The organism is Rahnella sp. PAMC25559 (genome assembly GCF_050632365.1).
Lineage (GTDB): Bacteria > Pseudomonadota > Gammaproteobacteria > Enterobacterales > Enterobacteriaceae > Rahnella > Rahnella rivi.
In genome coordinates this window covers 2,368,296-2,384,997 of record NZ_CP192543.1, presented here as the reverse complement: position 1 = coordinate 2,384,997, position 16,702 = coordinate 2,368,296, and the positions used below count along the sequence as shown (strand labels likewise).

Annotated in this window: 15 protein-coding genes; 9 read left to right on the top strand and 6 right to left on the bottom strand. The window is 57.3% G+C overall.

The window, feature by feature from the left end:
• Positions 1-17 precede the first annotated feature (17 nt).
• Genes ACQZQY_RS12275 through ACQZQY_RS12250 form a run of 6 tightly spaced genes read left to right on the top strand, consistent with a single transcriptional unit; the run spans position 18 to position 6,506 of the window.
• Positions 18-977: an ABC transporter permease gene (locus ACQZQY_RS12275; RefSeq protein ID WP_122095775.1), complete on the top strand. Its 960-nt coding sequence runs from the start codon at positions 18-20 to the stop codon at positions 975-977.
• Positions 974-1,837, top strand: coding sequence for an ABC transporter permease (locus ACQZQY_RS12270; protein ID WP_056778557.1), 864 nt, complete (start codon positions 974-976; stop codon positions 1,835-1,837). The genes ACQZQY_RS12275 and ACQZQY_RS12270 overlap by 4 nt, the downstream gene beginning before the upstream one ends.
• Positions 1,834-3,453: a dipeptide ABC transporter ATP-binding protein gene (locus ACQZQY_RS12265; protein WP_431295684.1), complete on the top strand. Its 1,620-nt coding sequence runs from the start codon at positions 1,834-1,836 to the stop codon at positions 3,451-3,453. Before ACQZQY_RS12270 ends, ACQZQY_RS12265 begins: the two co-directional genes overlap by 4 nt.
• Positions 3,454-3,485: 32 nt before the next feature.
• Positions 3,486-4,547: a putative FMN-dependent luciferase-like monooxygenase gene (locus ACQZQY_RS12260; RefSeq protein ID WP_431295683.1), complete on the top strand. Its 1,062-nt coding sequence runs from the start codon at positions 3,486-3,488 to the stop codon at positions 4,545-4,547.
• Entirely contained in the window at positions 4,544-5,653 is a 1,110-nt protein-coding gene (locus tag ACQZQY_RS12255; protein ID WP_431295682.1) for an alkylhydroperoxidase domain protein, read from the top strand. The genes ACQZQY_RS12260 and ACQZQY_RS12255 overlap by 4 nt, the downstream gene beginning before the upstream one ends.
• Positions 5,646-6,506 (top strand): VOC family protein, encoded by an 861-nt coding sequence (locus ACQZQY_RS12250; RefSeq protein WP_431295681.1) that lies wholly within the window; start codon positions 5,646-5,648, stop codon positions 6,504-6,506. Before ACQZQY_RS12255 ends, ACQZQY_RS12250 begins: the two co-directional genes overlap by 8 nt.
• Positions 6,507-7,214: 708 nt before the next feature.
• Here ACQZQY_RS12250 and ACQZQY_RS12245 read toward each other — a convergent pair.
• The 4 genes from ACQZQY_RS12245 to fruB are packed head-to-tail and all read right to left on the bottom strand — an operon-like array spanning position 7,215 to position 11,261.
• On the bottom strand, positions 7,215-7,460 hold the full coding sequence (locus tag ACQZQY_RS12245) for a hypothetical protein (protein WP_431295680.1): 246 nt from the start codon (positions 7,458-7,460) through the stop codon (positions 7,215-7,217).
• A gap of 19 nt (positions 7,461-7,479) precedes the next feature.
• Positions 7,480-9,183, bottom strand: coding sequence for a PTS fructose transporter subunit IIBC (gene fruA / locus ACQZQY_RS12240; RefSeq protein ID WP_122095779.1), 1,704 nt, complete (start codon positions 9,181-9,183; stop codon positions 7,480-7,482).
• A gap of 15 nt (positions 9,184-9,198) precedes the next feature.
• Positions 9,199-10,134: a 1-phosphofructokinase gene (fruK, locus tag ACQZQY_RS12235; RefSeq protein ID WP_056778537.1), complete on the bottom strand. Its 936-nt coding sequence runs from the start codon at positions 10,132-10,134 to the stop codon at positions 9,199-9,201.
• Positions 10,131-11,261 (bottom strand): fused PTS fructose transporter subunit IIA/HPr protein, encoded by a 1,131-nt coding sequence (gene fruB / locus ACQZQY_RS12230; RefSeq protein ID WP_056778532.1) that lies wholly within the window; start codon positions 11,259-11,261, stop codon positions 10,131-10,133. The genes fruK and fruB overlap by 4 nt, the downstream gene beginning before the upstream one ends.
• Positions 11,262-11,735: 474 nt before the next feature.
• Between fruB and ACQZQY_RS12225 the strand changes: the two genes are divergently transcribed.
• Positions 11,736-12,950, top strand: coding sequence for a sugar efflux transporter (locus ACQZQY_RS12225; protein WP_183846339.1), 1,215 nt, complete (start codon positions 11,736-11,738; stop codon positions 12,948-12,950).
• Positions 12,951-12,959: 9 nt separating this feature from the next.
• On the opposite strand, the gene ACQZQY_RS12220 is transcribed toward ACQZQY_RS12225, so the two are convergent.
• The gene (locus ACQZQY_RS12220; protein WP_056778527.1) at positions 12,960-13,214 is read right to left on the bottom strand and encodes a YkgJ family cysteine cluster protein; all 255 of its coding nucleotides are present in this window, start codon (positions 13,212-13,214) and stop codon (positions 12,960-12,962) included.
• A gap of 245 nt (positions 13,215-13,459) precedes the next feature.
• On the opposite strand from ACQZQY_RS12220, the gene yeiP reads away from it, so the two are divergent.
• A complete protein-coding gene (yeiP, locus tag ACQZQY_RS12215) occupies positions 13,460-14,032 on the top strand; it encodes an elongation factor P-like protein YeiP (RefSeq protein ID WP_056778524.1) in 573 nt (190 codons plus the stop codon).
• 284 nt (positions 14,033-14,316) lie between these two features.
• On the top strand, positions 14,317-15,786 hold the full coding sequence (locus ACQZQY_RS12210) for a mannitol dehydrogenase family protein (RefSeq protein ID WP_431295679.1): 1,470 nt from the start codon (positions 14,317-14,319) through the stop codon (positions 15,784-15,786).
• Between the two features lie 59 nt (positions 15,787-15,845).
• Here ACQZQY_RS12210 and ACQZQY_RS12205 read toward each other — a convergent pair whose 3' ends face one another.
• Positions 15,846-16,577 carry a GntR family transcriptional regulator gene (locus ACQZQY_RS12205; protein ID WP_056778516.1) on the bottom strand — a complete coding sequence of 244 codons (732 nt, stop codon included), beginning with the start codon at positions 16,575-16,577 and terminating at the stop codon, positions 15,846-15,848.
• Positions 16,578-16,702: the final 125 nt, after the last annotated feature.

Genomic DNA, 16,702 nt, shown 5'->3' with positions numbered 1-16,702 from the left:
CTGACGGGGAGTAAATCATGAGCCGATACGTGAGCGGTCGATTCGGGCAGGCGTTGCTGGTGCTGTGGGCGGCGTTTACCGTCTCCTTCATCCTGTTGCAAGTGCTGCCCGGTGACGCGATTCTGATTAAATTTCAGAATCCGGACATGGGATTAAGCCCGGCGCAAATCGCCGATATGCGTGCCGCGTACGGCGCAGATGTGCCGTTGCTGCAACAATATCTGCATACGCTGGGCAATTTTCTGCGCGGGGATCTGGGCTATTCGATTCAGGCTGGCGTACCGGTGACTGAATTACTCAGCAGCAACTTCCCGCCGACGCTGCGTCTGGCGCTGATCGGTTTCGCACTGGCCGCCGTGGTGGCCTTTGCGCTGGCGTTTCTCTCCAGCCTGCTGCATTTCGGCTGGCTGAAAAATGCCTTACAGGCGCTGCCGTCGCTGTTTATCTCCATTCCGACGTTCTGGCTGGGGATCGCGCTGATTCAGTTCTTTTCGTTCCATCTGCGCTGGATCCCGGTGATTAATCCGGGTGAATGGGTCGGGCTGATTTTGCCGATTATTACGCTGGCGGTGCCGATTTCCGCGCCGCTGGCGCAGATCCTTATCCGCAGCATTGATCAGGTACAAACTCAGCCATTCGTCGCCGTCGCCCGCGCCAAAGGGGCCAGCCGCAGCGGCGTGTTGTGGCGTCATGTGGCGCGCAACGCCCTGCTTCCGGCGCTGACCATTGCCGGTTTGCTGTTTGGCGAACTGATTGCCGGTGCGCTTATCACCGAAACGGTGTTCGGGCTTAACGGCCTCGGGCAACTCACGCAGCAGGCGGTGAATAATCAGGATGTCGCGGTGCTTCAGGCGATTGTGGTGATTTCTGCCGCCGCCTTTGTCGGCATCAATTTAGTGGTCGATTTGCTGTATCCGCTTCTCGACCCGCGTCTCAAAGCGTCTGCGTCTAAAAACTCACGGGGAGCCACCGCATGAGCAGCTTACCGCTTGGCAAAAGCACGCTTTCATTACCGCTCACACAGCGCCGCCGCTGGAAACCCGCCCGCCTGCAACCGGGATTGATCCTCGCGTGGCTGGTGATGGCGACCGTGATTTTATGGGCGATCGCCCCCGGTTTATTCACCAGCTACAGCGGCACCGAAGGGATTGCCGGTGCGCAGCGTCTGGCCCCGCAGGCCGGACACTGGCTGGGCACGGACCAGCTTGGCCGCGATGTGTACGCGCGCATTGTCTACGGCGCGTCGCATTCGCTTTCCGGCGCGCTGGTCGCCGTGGCGCTCGGGCTGGTGTTCGGCACTGCGCTCGGGCTGGCGGCGGGCGCGACCGGCGGCCTGGTGGACGCCATCGTCATGCGCATCAACGACGTATTGCTGTCAATTCCCGGCCTGCTGCTGTCGCTAAGCGTGATTATTTTGCTCGGCTTCGGCACGGTGCATGCAGCGATCGCCGTCGGTGTCACGTCGGTCGCCAACTTCGCCCGCCTGGCACGCGCCGAAGTGGTGCTGGTGCGTCACAGTGATTACGTTGAAGCGGCGTACGGCAGCGGCGGTTCCTTCTTCTCCATTTTGTGGCGGCACATTTTGCCCAACTCACTGACCTCGGTGATCGCCTTTTCCGCATTGCAGTTCGGCAGCGCCATTCTCGCCATTTCCACCCTGAGTTTCCTCGGTTACGGCACGCCACCGCCGACGCCGGAATGGGGTTTGCTGATTGCCGAAGGCCGTAACTACATCTCCACCGCCTGGTGGTTAACCACCTTCCCCGGCGTGGTGGTGGTGTTAGTGGTGCTTTCCGCCAACCGCATCAGCCAGTCATTACGCAGGAGAACGCGATGAACGCACAGGCCACTTTTACGCATGACGCTCCGCCGGTTCTCGAACTGGACAATCTTTCCATCGCCTACGACGGCAAACCGGTGGTGCATAACGTGTCGTTTTCGATTCACGCCGGTGAAGTGCTGGCGCTGGTCGGTGAATCCGGCTCGGGGAAAACCACGACCGCGCAGGCGATTATCGGCCTGCTGGCGGAAAACGGTCATATCGAACAGGGCGAAATTCGCCTCAATGGCACCGACATCAGCCAGTGGTCGCAGCGCCGTCTCGACGCCCTGCGCGGTGCGCGCATCAGCCTGATACCGCAGGATCCGACCAGCTCGCTGGATCCGGTAAAAACCATCGGTTCGCAGGTGGCAGAAATTCTCGATATCCATCAGCGACTGCCGCGCGCGCAGCGCGACGCCCGCGTGGTGGAACTGCTTACCCGCGTCGGCCTTTCGCATCCGGAACAGCGGGCGAAGCAGTATCCGCACGAACTTTCCGGCGGCATGAAACAGCGCGTCTTGATCGCCATTGCGATTGCGCTGAAACCGGCGCTGATCATCGCCGACGAACCCACCAGCGCGCTGGACGTCACGGTGCAAAAACGCATTCTGGATTTGATCGACGAACTGCGCCGCGAGTTCGGCACCGCCGTTCTGCTGGTGACGCACGATCTGGCGATTGCCGCCGAACGCGCCGACCGGCTGCTGGTGTTCCGTCACGGCAAAGTGCAGGAACAGGGCATCACCGCCGAAGTGCTAAGCGCACCGAAAAGTGATTACACCCGCCAGCTGTTCGCCGACGTCCCTGCCCTTTCAGGCCGTCACCGCGCGCAGATCCGTGCGGCTGAAGATCCGGTGCTGGTGGTGGAAAATATCACCCATGATTTCACGCTGGGCGGCAAACATCAGGCGGCGTTTCGCGCTGTCGATCACGTGTCATTCAGCATTCCGCGCGGCACCACGCATTCGCTGGTGGGCGAATCCGGCTCCGGTAAAACCACGCTGGCGCGCATTCTGCTCGGTTTTCAGAAACCGGACAGCGGACGCGTGTTGATCGACGGCGAAGACATCACGCGCCTGAAAGGTGAACCGCTGCGCCAGTTGCGCAGGAAAATCCAGCTGGTGTATCAGAACCCGTTCGCCTCGCTGGATCCGTCTCAAACGCTGTTCAGCGTGATCGAAGAACCGCTGCTGAATTTCGAAAAAATCCCGGCTGCCGTGCGCCGTGAACGGGTGCTGGATATCGCCCGCCGCGTGGCGCTGCCGGAGGAATTGCTGAGCCGCAAACCGCGTGAGCTTTCCGGCGGTCAGCGCCAGCGGGTGGCCATTGCGCGCGCGTTAATTTTAGAGCCGAAAGTGCTAATCCTCGATGAAGCCACGTCGGCGCTCGACGTCACCGTGCAGGCGCAAATCCTGACGTTGCTTTCTCAGTTACAGGATTCCCTCGGCCTGACCTATTTGTTTATCTCGCACGATCTGGCGACCGTCCGGCAAATCTCGCACAGCGTCTCGGTGTTAAACCGCGGACAGCAGGTGGATTCCGGCAACGTTGAGGACGTTTTCGCCCTGCCTTCCAGCGATTACACCCGCCAATTGATCGACGCAATCCCGGGCCGCCACCGCGCCGCCTGATTCAGCACATGAAAAAAGAAAAGAGGGACATTATGAGCAGTAAACGTCTTGGATTTTTCACCCGCCTGCTGGACAACACCAGCGCGCAGGAGCGTTACCGGCTGGCGACCGAACAAATCATTCACGCCGAACAGTTAGGTTTTGATTCCGCGTGGGTCGCGCAGCACCATTTTCACGAGGCCGAAGGCGGCCTGCCTGCGCCGCTGGTTTTCCTCGCGCAGGTGGCGGCACATACCCGCTTTATCCGTCTCGGCACCGGCGTGATCACCCTGCCGATGGAAAATGCCCTGCGCGTCGCCGAAGACACCGCCGTGCTGGATTTACTTTCCGGCGGACGGCTTGAAATCGGTTTAGGCTCGGGCGGCACGCCGACGTCATTCCCGCCGTTCGGGCTGGAAAGTCAGGATCGCGGCAAAGCCTTTGGCAATAACCTGCAAACCCTGCTCACCGCCTGGCGCGGCGAACCGCTGGCGGGCACCGATAACCGGTTATACCCGGCGGCACCGCAGCTGGCGAACCGCGTCTGGCAGGCAACGTTCTCCGTTGAAGGCGGCGCGCGTGCGGGTAAATCCGGCGACGGCCTGATGCTTTCGCGCACCCAGCCACGCCCGGCGGATGCGCCGGATTTGCGCCTCGACGAGCTGCAAAACCCGATTATTGATGCCTATCTCGATGCCCTGCCGGACGGCGTTGCGCCACGCATCATGGGCTCGCGTACCGCGTTCGTGACTGAAAACGGCGATGAGGCCCGTGAGCTGGCGCAAAAAGGCTTACGCCGTCAGGCCGAAAATCACCGTGCCAGCGGACAGATTGTGCAGGGCGATACGCTCGACGATTACATCCGCACCTTCGACGTGCATCTCGGCACAGCGGCGCAGGTGACCGCGACGTTGCAGGCCGATACCGCACTGGCCCGCGTCACCGATCTGGCGTTTCAGGTGCACTCCATCGATCCGCCGCATCCGTATATTTTACGTTCCATCGAACTGATTGCCCGTCACGTTGCGCCCGCGCTCGGCTGGGTTCGCCGCACGCCGCAGCGCAGTGTCTCCACCTCTTCCGCCAATACTTCATTTTCACGGGAAACCTTATGACATCCTATTCGACCGACCTGCTGGAAAAACTGGCTGACATCGCCCCTGATTCTGCGCTGAAACAGGCCCGCGACACCCGCGACGCCGCCACCCGTCACGCGCAGGGCAGCTATGACGCGCTGTTTACTGAACAGGATGGCGTGGATTTTTCACTGGCTGAGCGCCTGCGTTTAGCGCAAAACGTCGCCCGCTGGCACGGTGATTCGCAACTGACCAATCACTATTCCGAACGCTTGCAGGATTTGCCGGACATCGACGAAACCGCCCGTCTCGACGCTGCGCTGACGCACGGCGAGCGTCTGAGTTTCAAACCCGCCAGCGCCACGCCCGCACATTTGCAGGCGCTGAAAAAAGCCGGCTGGTCGGTGGATGCGATTGTCACGCTGTCGCAGCTGATCGCTTTCGTCAGCTTCCAGAGCCGCGTGCTGCGCAGCTACCGGCTGATTGGCGGCAAACCGGTGGAGAACGGCAGCAGTAAACCGGTCGGTGCTGCGTTCTGGCGTACCGAACCCAATACCCACAGCGGCCGTGATGCACCGCAGGCGTTTACCCAGGAAGAACTCGGCTGGGAACCGTGGATCCCGGCGAAAAAACTGGAAGAATTTGATGAAGCGCAGCAGGCGATTCTGGCGAAATTCGGCCATACCGATTCCGATTATTTCCGCCTGTTAGGCCGCAATTTGCCGGTTCTCGAACAACGCACGCTGACCGACAAAGGCATTTTCTACACCTCCGGCGGGCTGCCGCGCAAAGAGCGCGAACTGGCCGCGACGGTCGCCAGCAAAATCAACGGCTGTATTTACTGCGCGTCGGTGCATGCGCGCAAAGCCAGCCAGCTTTCCAAACAGACGCAAGACGTCCAGCGCCTGATCGACACCCCGCCGGGCGGCATTCTTAGCAAAGAACAGTCTCCGCGCTGGCAGGCCGAAATTGATTTCGCTGCCGCGCTTTCCGCAACGCCACCGGTCGCTACAGAACAGAACATTGCGGCGCTGCGCGAACAGGGTTTAGATGAGCTGGAGATTGTCGATCTGGCGCAGTCCGCGGCCTTTTTCGCCTGGGCCAACCGTCTGATGTTAACGCTGGGAGAACCCTTCAATGACTGAAGCACAACCTTCACACCCTCTTCGCCCGCAGCTTGATCATGTGGTGATTAACGTTGCCGAGCAGCTGAATCAGTCCGAGCAGCAATTTCGCAGGCTGGGTTTTCACCTCACGCCGCGCGGCCATCACTCGCTCGGTTCCAGTAATCATCTGGCGATTTTTGGCGATAATTATCTCGAACTGCTGGGCTACGAGCCGGGTAATGCTCACACCCGCACCGACCTGTGGCAGGCACCGCTCGGGCTAAGTGGTCTGGTCTGGAAAACGCAGGATTCATCGGCGGTGTACCAACATCTGCAACAGCAAAATATTGCCGGTTCGCCACCGGCAGAATTCTTCCGTCCCGTTGAGCTCAACGACGGCACCTCGCCAAATGCGCGGTTCCGCACCGTGCCGCTGGCCGCCACCCGCGTGCCGAATGGCCGCAGTTTCTTCTGCCACCACCTGACGCCGGAACTGGTATGGCGCAATGAATGGCAAAACCACCCGAACGGCGTCGCTGATCTCACCGGCTTTGTGATTTCTGCAGCAAATCCGCATGAGGCCGCGCAGGTCTATGGCGAGTTATTCGGTGCAAGCGCACTGGACGTCAGACCGAAGGAAGTGATCCTGCGCGCAGGCCGCGCCAGCGTACGGTTTGTCACGCCTGAGCAAGCCACCGCAGAATTTGGCATTGTGCCGGAAGGCGAAAATGGCAGCGCCCGCATGATCGGGCTGGAGTTTGCCACGCGCTCACTGGATGCGGTACGCAACAGTTTGCGCGTCGGGGAAATCGCGTTTGCTGATTATACTTCGCAGATCACCGTGCGCGCAGCGGATGCATTAGGGGTGGGGGTTCAATTCAGAGAAGAATAAGGTCAAGGGCTTGTCGCCTGAACTGGCGTTAAGGTCAAGGTCAAGGTCGTGGGCGTCGGCCCACACCGACTTGGGGGTGGCTTATCGCCGCCACCCCCAAGACCCCCAGGCTCTTTCACTGCGCGCTGCCGCTCGCTGGCTATGTTTCAGCACCCTCCGCTATTGCCGCAAAATCCCGCTGCTGCGCAGTCCCCTCCCGTCGGGTTCCAACCCGCGCAAAAAAACGCGCGGTTTTCCACCACTCCTCCGGCGTGATTTTTGAGCGCGGCTGGGGGGTTTTTAGGTCGTCACCTCATCTTCTCAGATTGTTTTTTTAGAGAGTTCGATGGCGCGCTCAAAAATCTGGCCGACCGGGGGTTCGAGACGCAGGGCTCGAATCCCGCGGGGAGGGAACCGCGCAGCGGCAAGATTTTGCGCCACATTCGGGACTACCAGAACATGTCCGTCGACCCAGCGGCAGCGCTGGTTTAAAAAAAGCGAGGAGAGTGCAGAGAGGAAAAGTACTTTCCTCTCTGCTCGGTTTCGGCGCGAAAAGCCAGGCGAGCACCGCTATTGAGAAACCGAAATGTTCACGGTTTTGAGTCAATTTTGAGCCCCACCGCGTGTGTATAAAAAGCGAGGAGAGTGCAGAGAGGAAAAGCACTTTCCTCTCTGCCCGGTTTCGGCGCGAAAAGCCAGGCGAGCACCGCTATTGAGAAACCGAAATGTTCACGGTTTAACGCAATGTTGAGCGCCACTAGCATGCCCGTCGGGCCAGCGCCACCGCGTGTTTAAAAAAGCGAGGAGAGTGCAGAGAGGAAAAGCATTTTCCTCTCTGCTCGGTTTCGGCGCGAAAAGCCAGGCGAGCACCGCTATTGAGAAACCGAAATATTCTCTATTTAAGAAAATGCCGCCCCATTGCCCGGCCAAGGCAATAAAAAAAGACGCGACATTTTCACGTCGCGTCTTTTTCATTTACTACCCAATCTGATTGTTATGCGACGGTTTTAGCCGCTACAGCAACTTCTGAACGTTTCAGGATGGCGTAAGCACCGCCCGCCAGAACCGTACCGGCGATAATCGCCACCAGATAACCGAGAACCGGTGTGATAGCGCCAGGGATCAGCAGAACGAACAGACCACCGTGTGGCGCCATCAGTTGTGCATGGAATGCCATCGACAGAGCACCGGTCAGTGCGCCACCAGCGATACAGCATGGCAGGACGCGCATCGGGTCACGGGCGGCGAACGGAATCGCACCTTCAGAAATAAAGCACAGACCCAACACCAGCGCCGCTTTACCGCCTTCACGCTCGCTTTGCTCAAACTTATGACGCGCCAGCAACGTTGCCAGACCCATCGCCAGCGGTGGCACCATACCGGCAGCCATGATGGCGGCCATAGGCGCATAAACGGATGAACTCAGCAGTGCCACGCCGAAGGCGTAAGCGGCTTTGTTGACCGGGCCACCCATGTCGGTACACATCATCGCACCGAGGATTGCGCCGAGCAGAACTGCGTTGGCAGTACCCAAAGATTGCAACCACGCCGTCAGACCCGCCATGATTTTAGCGACCGGCGTACCGACAACGTAAATCATCACCAGACCGGTAATCAGACTCGCCACCAGCGGAATGATCAGGATTGGTTTCAGAGCTTCCATACTTTGCGGTAATTTCAGCTTGCCGCTGATGGCCTTCGCCACATAACCCGCCAGGAAACCGGCAATGATACCGCCAAGGAAACCGGCACCGGTGCTCACCGCCAGCATGCCGCCGATAAGACCCGGTGTCAGACCCGGACGGTCAGCGATGGAGAAAGCAATGAAACCGGCCAGAACCGGCACCATCAGCGCGAAGGCTGAAGCGCCACCGATTTGCATCAGTGCTGCGGCCAGCGTGCCTTTGACTTCAAACGCTTTAATACCAAACACGAAGGAAAGCGCGATACACAAACCACCCGCCACCACCATTGGCAGCATGTAAGACACGCCGGTCAACAGGTGACGGTATGGGCCTGCGCCGCCCGCTTCTTTCTTCTTGCTGGTGGACGCACTGCCCTGAGTGGCTGGCTGGAACAGCTCAGCTTCAACCAGCGCCTTGTCCAGTTCCTGCTTCGTCTTTTTCAGTGCCAGACCGGTAGAGGTACGGTACATCGGTTTACCGGCAAACTTCGCCAGATCCACTTCGATGTCTGCCGCGACAATCACCAGATCGGCCGCTGCCACTTCTTCCGGGGTAATCGCATTGCCTGCGCCCACGGAACCGCGGGTTTCCACTTTCACCCACCAGCCACGTTTTTTGGCTTCGGATTCAATGGCTTCAGCAGCCATAAAGGTATGCGCTACGCCGGTCGGGCACGCCGTGATCGCCACGATACGTTTCGGACCCGCCGCAGCCGGTGCAGAAACGGCGGCAACGGCCGCAGGTGCCACATACGGTTTTGCCTCAGCCAGTGCGCGTTGCACAAAAGCATCAGGCTCACGCACCGCATCCGCCACGTTACCGGTGTAAATGTTTTTGCCGGTCAGCGCCGCGTCGTTCGGCACGGTTTCACCGGCCACGATCACGATGTCAGCTTCAGCAGCCTGTTCAACCAACGAGTGCCCGGCTTTTGCGACGGCAGCAGCGAGCAAATTTTTCGCCAGGTGGCTCCGGGCCTGTCCCAGCGAACTGTCTATCATCAGCAGCGTTTTCATTCTGCCTCCTGCGAATTAAAAGGGTTTCAGATCAACACGGGCCATCATCGCCGCGAGCTGCGGACGATCGGTGACACCGACATTACTCTGGCTGACAGCCAGGGCGGCAACGGCAGTGGCCAGTCGTAGCGTATGTTCACTGGATTCACGCATCAGTAAGCCGTAGATCAGGCCACCGACCATGGAATCACCGGCACCGACGGTGCTGACGACTTCACAGGCTGGCGGTTTGGCAATCCACGCACCCGACGCGTTAACCCACAAGGCACCTTCTGCACCCAGAGAAATCACCACATGGGCGATACCCTGATCACGTAAGGCGTGCGCGGCTTCTACCACGTCACTCAGTTCTGGCAATTTACGGCCAGCCCAAATTTCCAGTTCACGACGGTTTGGCTTAACCAGCCATGGCGCAGCTTTAAGACCGGCGACCAGCGCTTCACGGCTGCTGTCGAAGATGATGCAAGGGCACTGGGCGCGCAGGCGCTTCATCCAGTCGGTGAAAGCATCTGGATCGACGCCCGCTGGCAAACTTCCGCTGACGGCAACCATGTCGAACTGACCCAGCCAGGAGAGGGAGTCGGTCACGAAACGTTCCCAGTCTGCTGGCGTCACGTTAAAACCAGAGAAGTTGAAGTCGCTGACTTCGCCATCTTTTTCGGTCAGTTTGACGTTGATGCGGGTCCGGCCATTGACCACCTGGAAACGGTTCGCAATACCCAGATCGCTGAACAGCAACTGGAAGCCGTCCTGATTTTCTTTGCCGAGGAAACCGCCAACGGTGACGTCGATGCCCAGATCTTTCAGCACTTTCGCTACGTTGATGCCTTTACCTGCGGCATGCAGACCGGTGGTTTGCACCAGATTGACTTCACCGCGTTCGATTTCAGGCACATAGCCCACTAAATCGTACGCCGGGTTTAAGGTAATTGTGGCGACTCTGCGGCTCATGCGCCCTCCCCAAGACCTTCAGAAATAGCTTCACCAATGGTTTTCAGTGCCAGTTCGGCATCTTCACCGCTGGCGGTAAAGCGCAGGTGGTGACCTTTTTTCACGCCCAGCGCCACGACTTTCATCAGGCTGCGGCCGTTGGCAGGTTTACCGCTGCCATCAAGGTTGGTCACGGTGATTTCGCTGGTAAATTGCTTGATCACGTTGACTAAGGCGGTACCCGGACGTGCATGCAGGCCGTGTTCGTTACGGATAACGTATTCCGCACTCAGCACGTTGGCTTCTTCTGCCACTTCGCTGGTCAGCAATGCCAGCACGCCTACCGCGTCTGCCGTCAGCAGACGTTCAGCTTTGTTGGCTATCAGCAGATCGCTCAGGTAATTCAGCAGGTTCAGCGGCTGATCGTCGGCGACGGAAATAGTCAGCAACATCGCCACCTTTTCACCGTCCAGATCGAATGCCTGCTGAGCGCGGCTGAGGGTGGCAGCACTTTTCAGGTTGCCTTCCGTGCTGTCACTCAGCCAGATGCCCTGACCCAGGTTCAGCGGTTTACGGCTGATGACGTCACTGACGAAGGCAGTATCGACCGCGCCAATCTGTTGCAGACGGCCAGCGTTCAGCGCCTGCAGGGTGATCAGGTTTTCAGCAGCAACATCCACCGCGATCAGTTGGGTATCAAACAGGAATTCAGCGGCATTCTTTTCGCCCATCAGCAGGCTGCGCAGTTCTTCAGCTGAATCTGTTTTCGCCATGCGTTCAGCCACGCTGTCGTCGCTTAATACGTGCGTAAGCTGACGCAGCAGGCTGAGGTGTTCATCAGAACGCGCCGCGATGCCGATAACGATGTAGGCGGTCTGGTCTTCACCCCAGGAAATACCCTGCGGGAACTGATAGACCTGAACACCCGTATCAAGCACTAAATCACGGGTATCCGTGGTGCCATGAGGGATCGCAATGCCATTACCGAGGTAAGTGGAGGTTTGCAGTTCACGGGCTAACATGCCGTCGACATAACCTTCGCTGACTCGACCGGCCTGTGTCAGTGCTGCGGCGACCTGGCGAATGGCGTCCTGCTTATCGCTGGCTGCGGCACCGAGGTGAATATCTTGCTGTGACAGTTGGAACATAATTCTCCTCTCCTGCTGAAATTGAATCGTTTCAGCTTTACTGAGAAAAAAGGAGCGCCACCAGATTACGTTGTTGAAATCGGTAACGCTGAAACGTTTCAGGAAGTCTTAATCGGGCTCGTTTTTAAAGCAAGCATTCCCTGATTCTACGTGATGATTTTTTGATGCCACGCACAGTTTCCTTTATTCAGAACGCCTGGCGCGAATAACTTAACGCAAATGCTGAAGTCAGGCTGACGCGTTTTTCGTCAGACGAAAAAACCCAAAGCTGAAGCAAGCTGACCGGTATTTGATCATGACATTCCAGACCCTCTTGCGGTTATTTTTAACACAAAATGCGGTTTTATTATTCAGTATGGCAAATTCACTCAGGTTTACATTTTTGATGATCAAAACCTGTTTTTGTTTTTTTTAAACTGACGTAACATTCGCGCAAATTTCGTCCCTCCCCCTACTTCTGGTTCAGTTATACACATGCGAATTTCTACAGCATCAGCCCGCCGTTTGCCTGACATGACCTCGACCGCATTCCTGATCATTGCCTTTCTGACAGGCATTGCCGGTGCGCTACAGACGCCCACGCTCAGCCTGTTTCTGACCTCTCAGGTACACGTCAGCCCCTTTATGGTCGGGATCTTTTTTACCGGCAGCGCGGTGATCGGCATTTTTGTCAGCCAGCTGCTGGCCACCTGGTCGGATAAACGCGGCGACCGCAAAACGCTGATCCTCTATTGCTGCCTGCTGGGCGCACTGGCCTGTGTGCTGTTCGCCTTCAACCGTAACTACTTTATTCTGCTGTTTATCGGGGTATTGCTGTCGAGTTTTGGCTCCACCGCCAACCCGCAGATGTTCGCGCTGGCGCGGGAACACGCGGAAAAAACAGGCCGCGAAGCCGTGATGTTCAGCTCCATCCTGCGCGCACAGGTTTCTCTGGCGTGGGTGGTTGGCCCGCCGCTGGCGTTTGCGTTGTCGATGGGCTTCGGTTTTACCTTCATGTACTGCGCTGCCACGCTGGCGTTTCTGGTGTGTGGCGCGATGGTGTATGTCTTTTTGCCTTCGATGCCAAAAGCGCGCGTGAAGACCTCCGCGACGCTGGAAGCCCCGCGCCGCAACCGTCGCGACACGCTGATGTTATTCATCGCCTGCTCGCTGATGTGGGCAGCCAACAGCATTTATCTGATCAATATGCCGCTGTATGTGGTGCGCGAATTAGGTTTGCCGGAAAAACTGGCGGGCGTGCTGATGGGCAGCGCCGCGTGTCTGGAAATCCCCACCATGCTGATTGCCGGTTATCTGGCACGGCAGTTGGGTAAGCGTTTTCTGATGCGCCTCGCCGTGATCGCCGGCGTGATTTTCTACGGATGCCTGCTGTTTACCACCGGCGCCATGATGCTGATTGCTTTACAGCTGCTGAACGCGATTTTCATCGGCATTCTGGCCGGCATCGGCATGCTCTATTTTCAGGATTTAATGCCGGGTCAGGCCGGTGCGGCCACTACGCTGTTTACGAATTCTACCCGTGCTGGCTGGATCCTCGCCGGGTCGCTTGCGGGTGTGATTGCGCAGTTCTGGACCTATCACGCCGTGTTTTACGCCGCGCTGGCAATGGTGGTGGGGTCGGTGGTGTGTATCTGGAATGTGAAAAATGTGGATGATCCGGTCACGGAAACGGTGGCGGCGAAAAGCTGATATCACCGCTCAGGGCGCAGTATCCGCTTCAAGCTTTATCAGGTAGGTCAGGGCCTGGTCGCGATGGGTAAAACACATCTCGCGGCTGGCCTGCAAACTGGCGCAGACTTTCGGGCGCAGCGGCGACGTAAAAATGTTGCACAGGAAGTTATCCGCCAGATGAATGCAACGCGTGTTGGCGGGTTTGCCGTCCGGCATTCCGGGGATCGGGCTGGAAATTGAAGGCGCTATGCAACAGGCTCCGCAATCAGTACGACAGTCCATCAACAGCCTCCTCAGGCCTGGTTTTGAGGCGCGACAATAGCAGGCGCTCTCATGCGCCACCAGCGAAATATTTACTACTCTTTAACACTGTTGACCCAACAAGTTTGATACCGGCTGGCTGCCCCACAGAGATGCGCAATAATGCGGGTTTTCACGACTCTTTTTGCGCTATCTGCTTGCCTGAAATCAGCGGCGCGGGTAACGTGTCGCAAATTATTTCCCCCTTTATCTCGACAGGTATTTATATGGCACGTGCTAACGAAATTAAACGCGGCTTCGTTGTGAACTACGACGGCAAATTGCTGCTGGTAAAAGATATCGATGTTCAAAGCCCAAGCGCCCGTGGTGCCAGCACCCTGTACAAAATGCGTTTTTCTGACGTTCGTACCGGTGGCAAAGTGGAAGAGCGTTTCAAAGGCGATGACATTCTCGATACCGTCACCCTGACCCGCCGTAAAGTGAATTTCTCTTACGTCGATGGCGACGAATACATCTTTATGGATGATGAAGACTTCACGCCTTACACCTTCAACAAAGCGCAGATCGAAGAAGAACTGCTGTTTATCCCTGAAGAAGGTTTGCAGGGTATGCAGGTTCTGACCCTCGACAGCCAGCTGCTGGCGCTGGAAATGCCGCAAACCGTGGATTTGGAAATTGTAGAAACCGCGCCGGGTATTAAAGGGGCTTCCGCCAGCTCAAGAACCAAACCTGCCGTGATGGCTACCGGCCTGAACATTCAGGTGCCGGAATACCTGAGCTCCGGCGACAAAATTCGCATTCATATTGCCGAACGTCGCTATATGGGCCGCGCGGATTAATCATCCCTGCACATTGCTCTTCAAAGGAACGCCACGGCGTTCCTTTTTTATTGCGCCAGACCTGGCTGAAACTTTGCGTTAAATGCTCCAGACTCTCGATCTACTTCACAAAACGAGAGGCCATCCGGACTTACCAATTCCCCTTTCTATCATATGACTTTACACTCAAAGCCCTGATTTCGGCTTAAATCGTCGCTTTATCCAGCATGAAATTGAACTGACGGGTAAACAGCCCCAATTTGGCCTGACCAATTATTTATTTTCTGACTTGCCTGGAGTATTGCATGAAAACTATTGCCACAGCGTCCCTGCCCGCAGCCGTGTCATTGCCTGCTTACGACCGTGATGCGCTGAAAAGCCGCATTGTTCACCTCGGATTTGGCGCCTTCCACCGCGCCCACCAGGCGCTGCTGACCAACCGGGTGCTGAATTTACAGGGCGGCGACTGGGGCATCTGTGAAATCAGCCTGTTTGGCAATGAAAGCCTGATCAACGCGCTGCGTCAGCAAAATCACCTGTTCACCGTGCTGGAAAAAGGTGCAGAGGGAAATCAGGCCATCGTTGTCGGTTCCGCCCATGATTCGGTGCACGGCATCATTGACGGGCTGGAAGCGGTCATCGAAAAACTGGCGGAAGCGCAGGTGGCCATCGTGTCACTGACCATCACCGAGAAAGGGTATTGCATTGAGCCTGGCACCGGTGAACTGGATCTGCAAAACCCGAAAATCCAGCAGGATCTGGCAGGCGGTCAGGCACCCTGTACCGCGCCGGGTGTACTGGTTGAAGCGTTACGCCTGCGCCATGAGCGCAATCTGCCTGGCTTTACGATTCTGTGCTGCGATAACATTCCGGAGAACGGTCTGGTCGTAAAAAATGCCGTTCTGGGCATGGCGAAAGCACGCTCCGCTGAGCTGGCGGAATGGATCACAGCGAACGTCTCTTTCCCGAGCACCATGGTGGATCGCATCGTTCCCGCCGCGACCGAAACGACTCTCGACGAGATCACCGAAGCGCTGGGCGGCATCACCGATCCCTGCGGAATCGCCTGTGAGCCATTCATTCAGTGGGTTGTGGAAGATGACTTTGTCGCCGGTCGCCCTGACTGGGAAAAAGCCGGTGCGCAGATGGTGTCCGACGTTCTGCCTTTCGAACAGATGAAACTGCGCATGCTGAACGGCAGCCACTCATTCCTGGCTTATCTGGGCTATCTGGCCGGTTATCAGCACATCAACGAGTGTATGGAAGATGAACATTATAAGACGGCGGCTCACCGTCTGATGCTGAAAGAACAGGCGCCAACGCTGAGCGTGGAAGGTGTCGATCTCAACGCCTATGCGGACAGCCTGATCGCACGTTACAGCAACCCTTCACTCAAGCACCGCACCTGGCAAATCGCGATGGACGGCACGCAGAAGCTTCCGCAACGTATGCTCGATTCTATCCGCTGGCATGTGAAAAATGGCGGTTCTTATGAACTGCTGGCGCTGGGCGTGGCGGGCTGGATGCGTTACATCAGCGGGACGGATGATGCGGGTCAGCCGATTGAGATTAAAGATCCGATGGCCGATACCTTAGCCAGCATCGTGGCCTCAACCGCAGACGGCGAAGAACGCGTGAAAGCCCTGCTGGCCCTGAATGCGGTGTTTGGCGAGCAACTGCCGCACGAAGAAAAAGTGGTGCAGGCAATTCTGGCGGCTTATGCCGATCTGCAACGCGTGGGCGCGAAAAAAGCCGTGGCGAAGTACGTCAGCTAACCGTAAAAGAAGAGAAAACCACGGCTGCTGCGGCAGCCGTTTTTTATGGGGACGGGTCTTCAGTCGTTGAGTTCGGAGGGAACGGAGGAAAATAAGAAACCATCAAATGCAGGGTCATCCGCATCTGACACCTGCAACAACATATCTTTCACGTTTTCCAGATGCTGCCACATCGCCTGCTTAGCCGCTTTCGGATCACGGCGCAGCACGGCCTGCAAAATGGTCTGATGATCCTGCAACCAGAGCTGGCTGTGGGTTTTGCCGACAACGTGCTGATGAATACCCAGCCACATCGGGCTGCGCTGGCGGATCAGCCACAAATCATCCACCAGTTTAACCAGAACGCTGTTCTGCGAGGCCTGCGCCAGCAAGCCGTGGAAACGCTGATCTTCCACATCATCTGAAACGCCGCGTTCAATACAATCGCGCTGGGCATCAATGGCATCGCGCATTTGCAAAATATCGGTTTTAGTGGCCTGCATAGCGGCAAAAGCGGCAATTTCCCCCTCCAGCAACTGCCGCGCCTGCAGCAATTCGAAGGGACCGTAACCGGTATCTGCCGTCTCTGTCGGGCTGTTTTCAGCAGGATGCAGCACATACACGCCGGAGCCCTTACGCACTTCCACCCATTTTTCCAGTTCCAGCATGATCAGCGCTTCCCGCACCACGCTGCGGCTGACAGAGAAGGATTCAGCAATTTCGCGTTCAGGCGGCAGACGGTCGCCGGGGGCATATTTCCCCGCATGGATATCACGGCGTAAATGGCCGCCAATCTCCTGATAAAGTCGCATAATCTTGCCCCTGTCGAACAATTGGTCTGACATCTGAAAAGACGGCAAGCCGCTGCCAGAATGCCTGAATTAAGAGGGAAAATTATAACATGCGGGGATAAGGCGAACAGAATGAGAACTGAAAA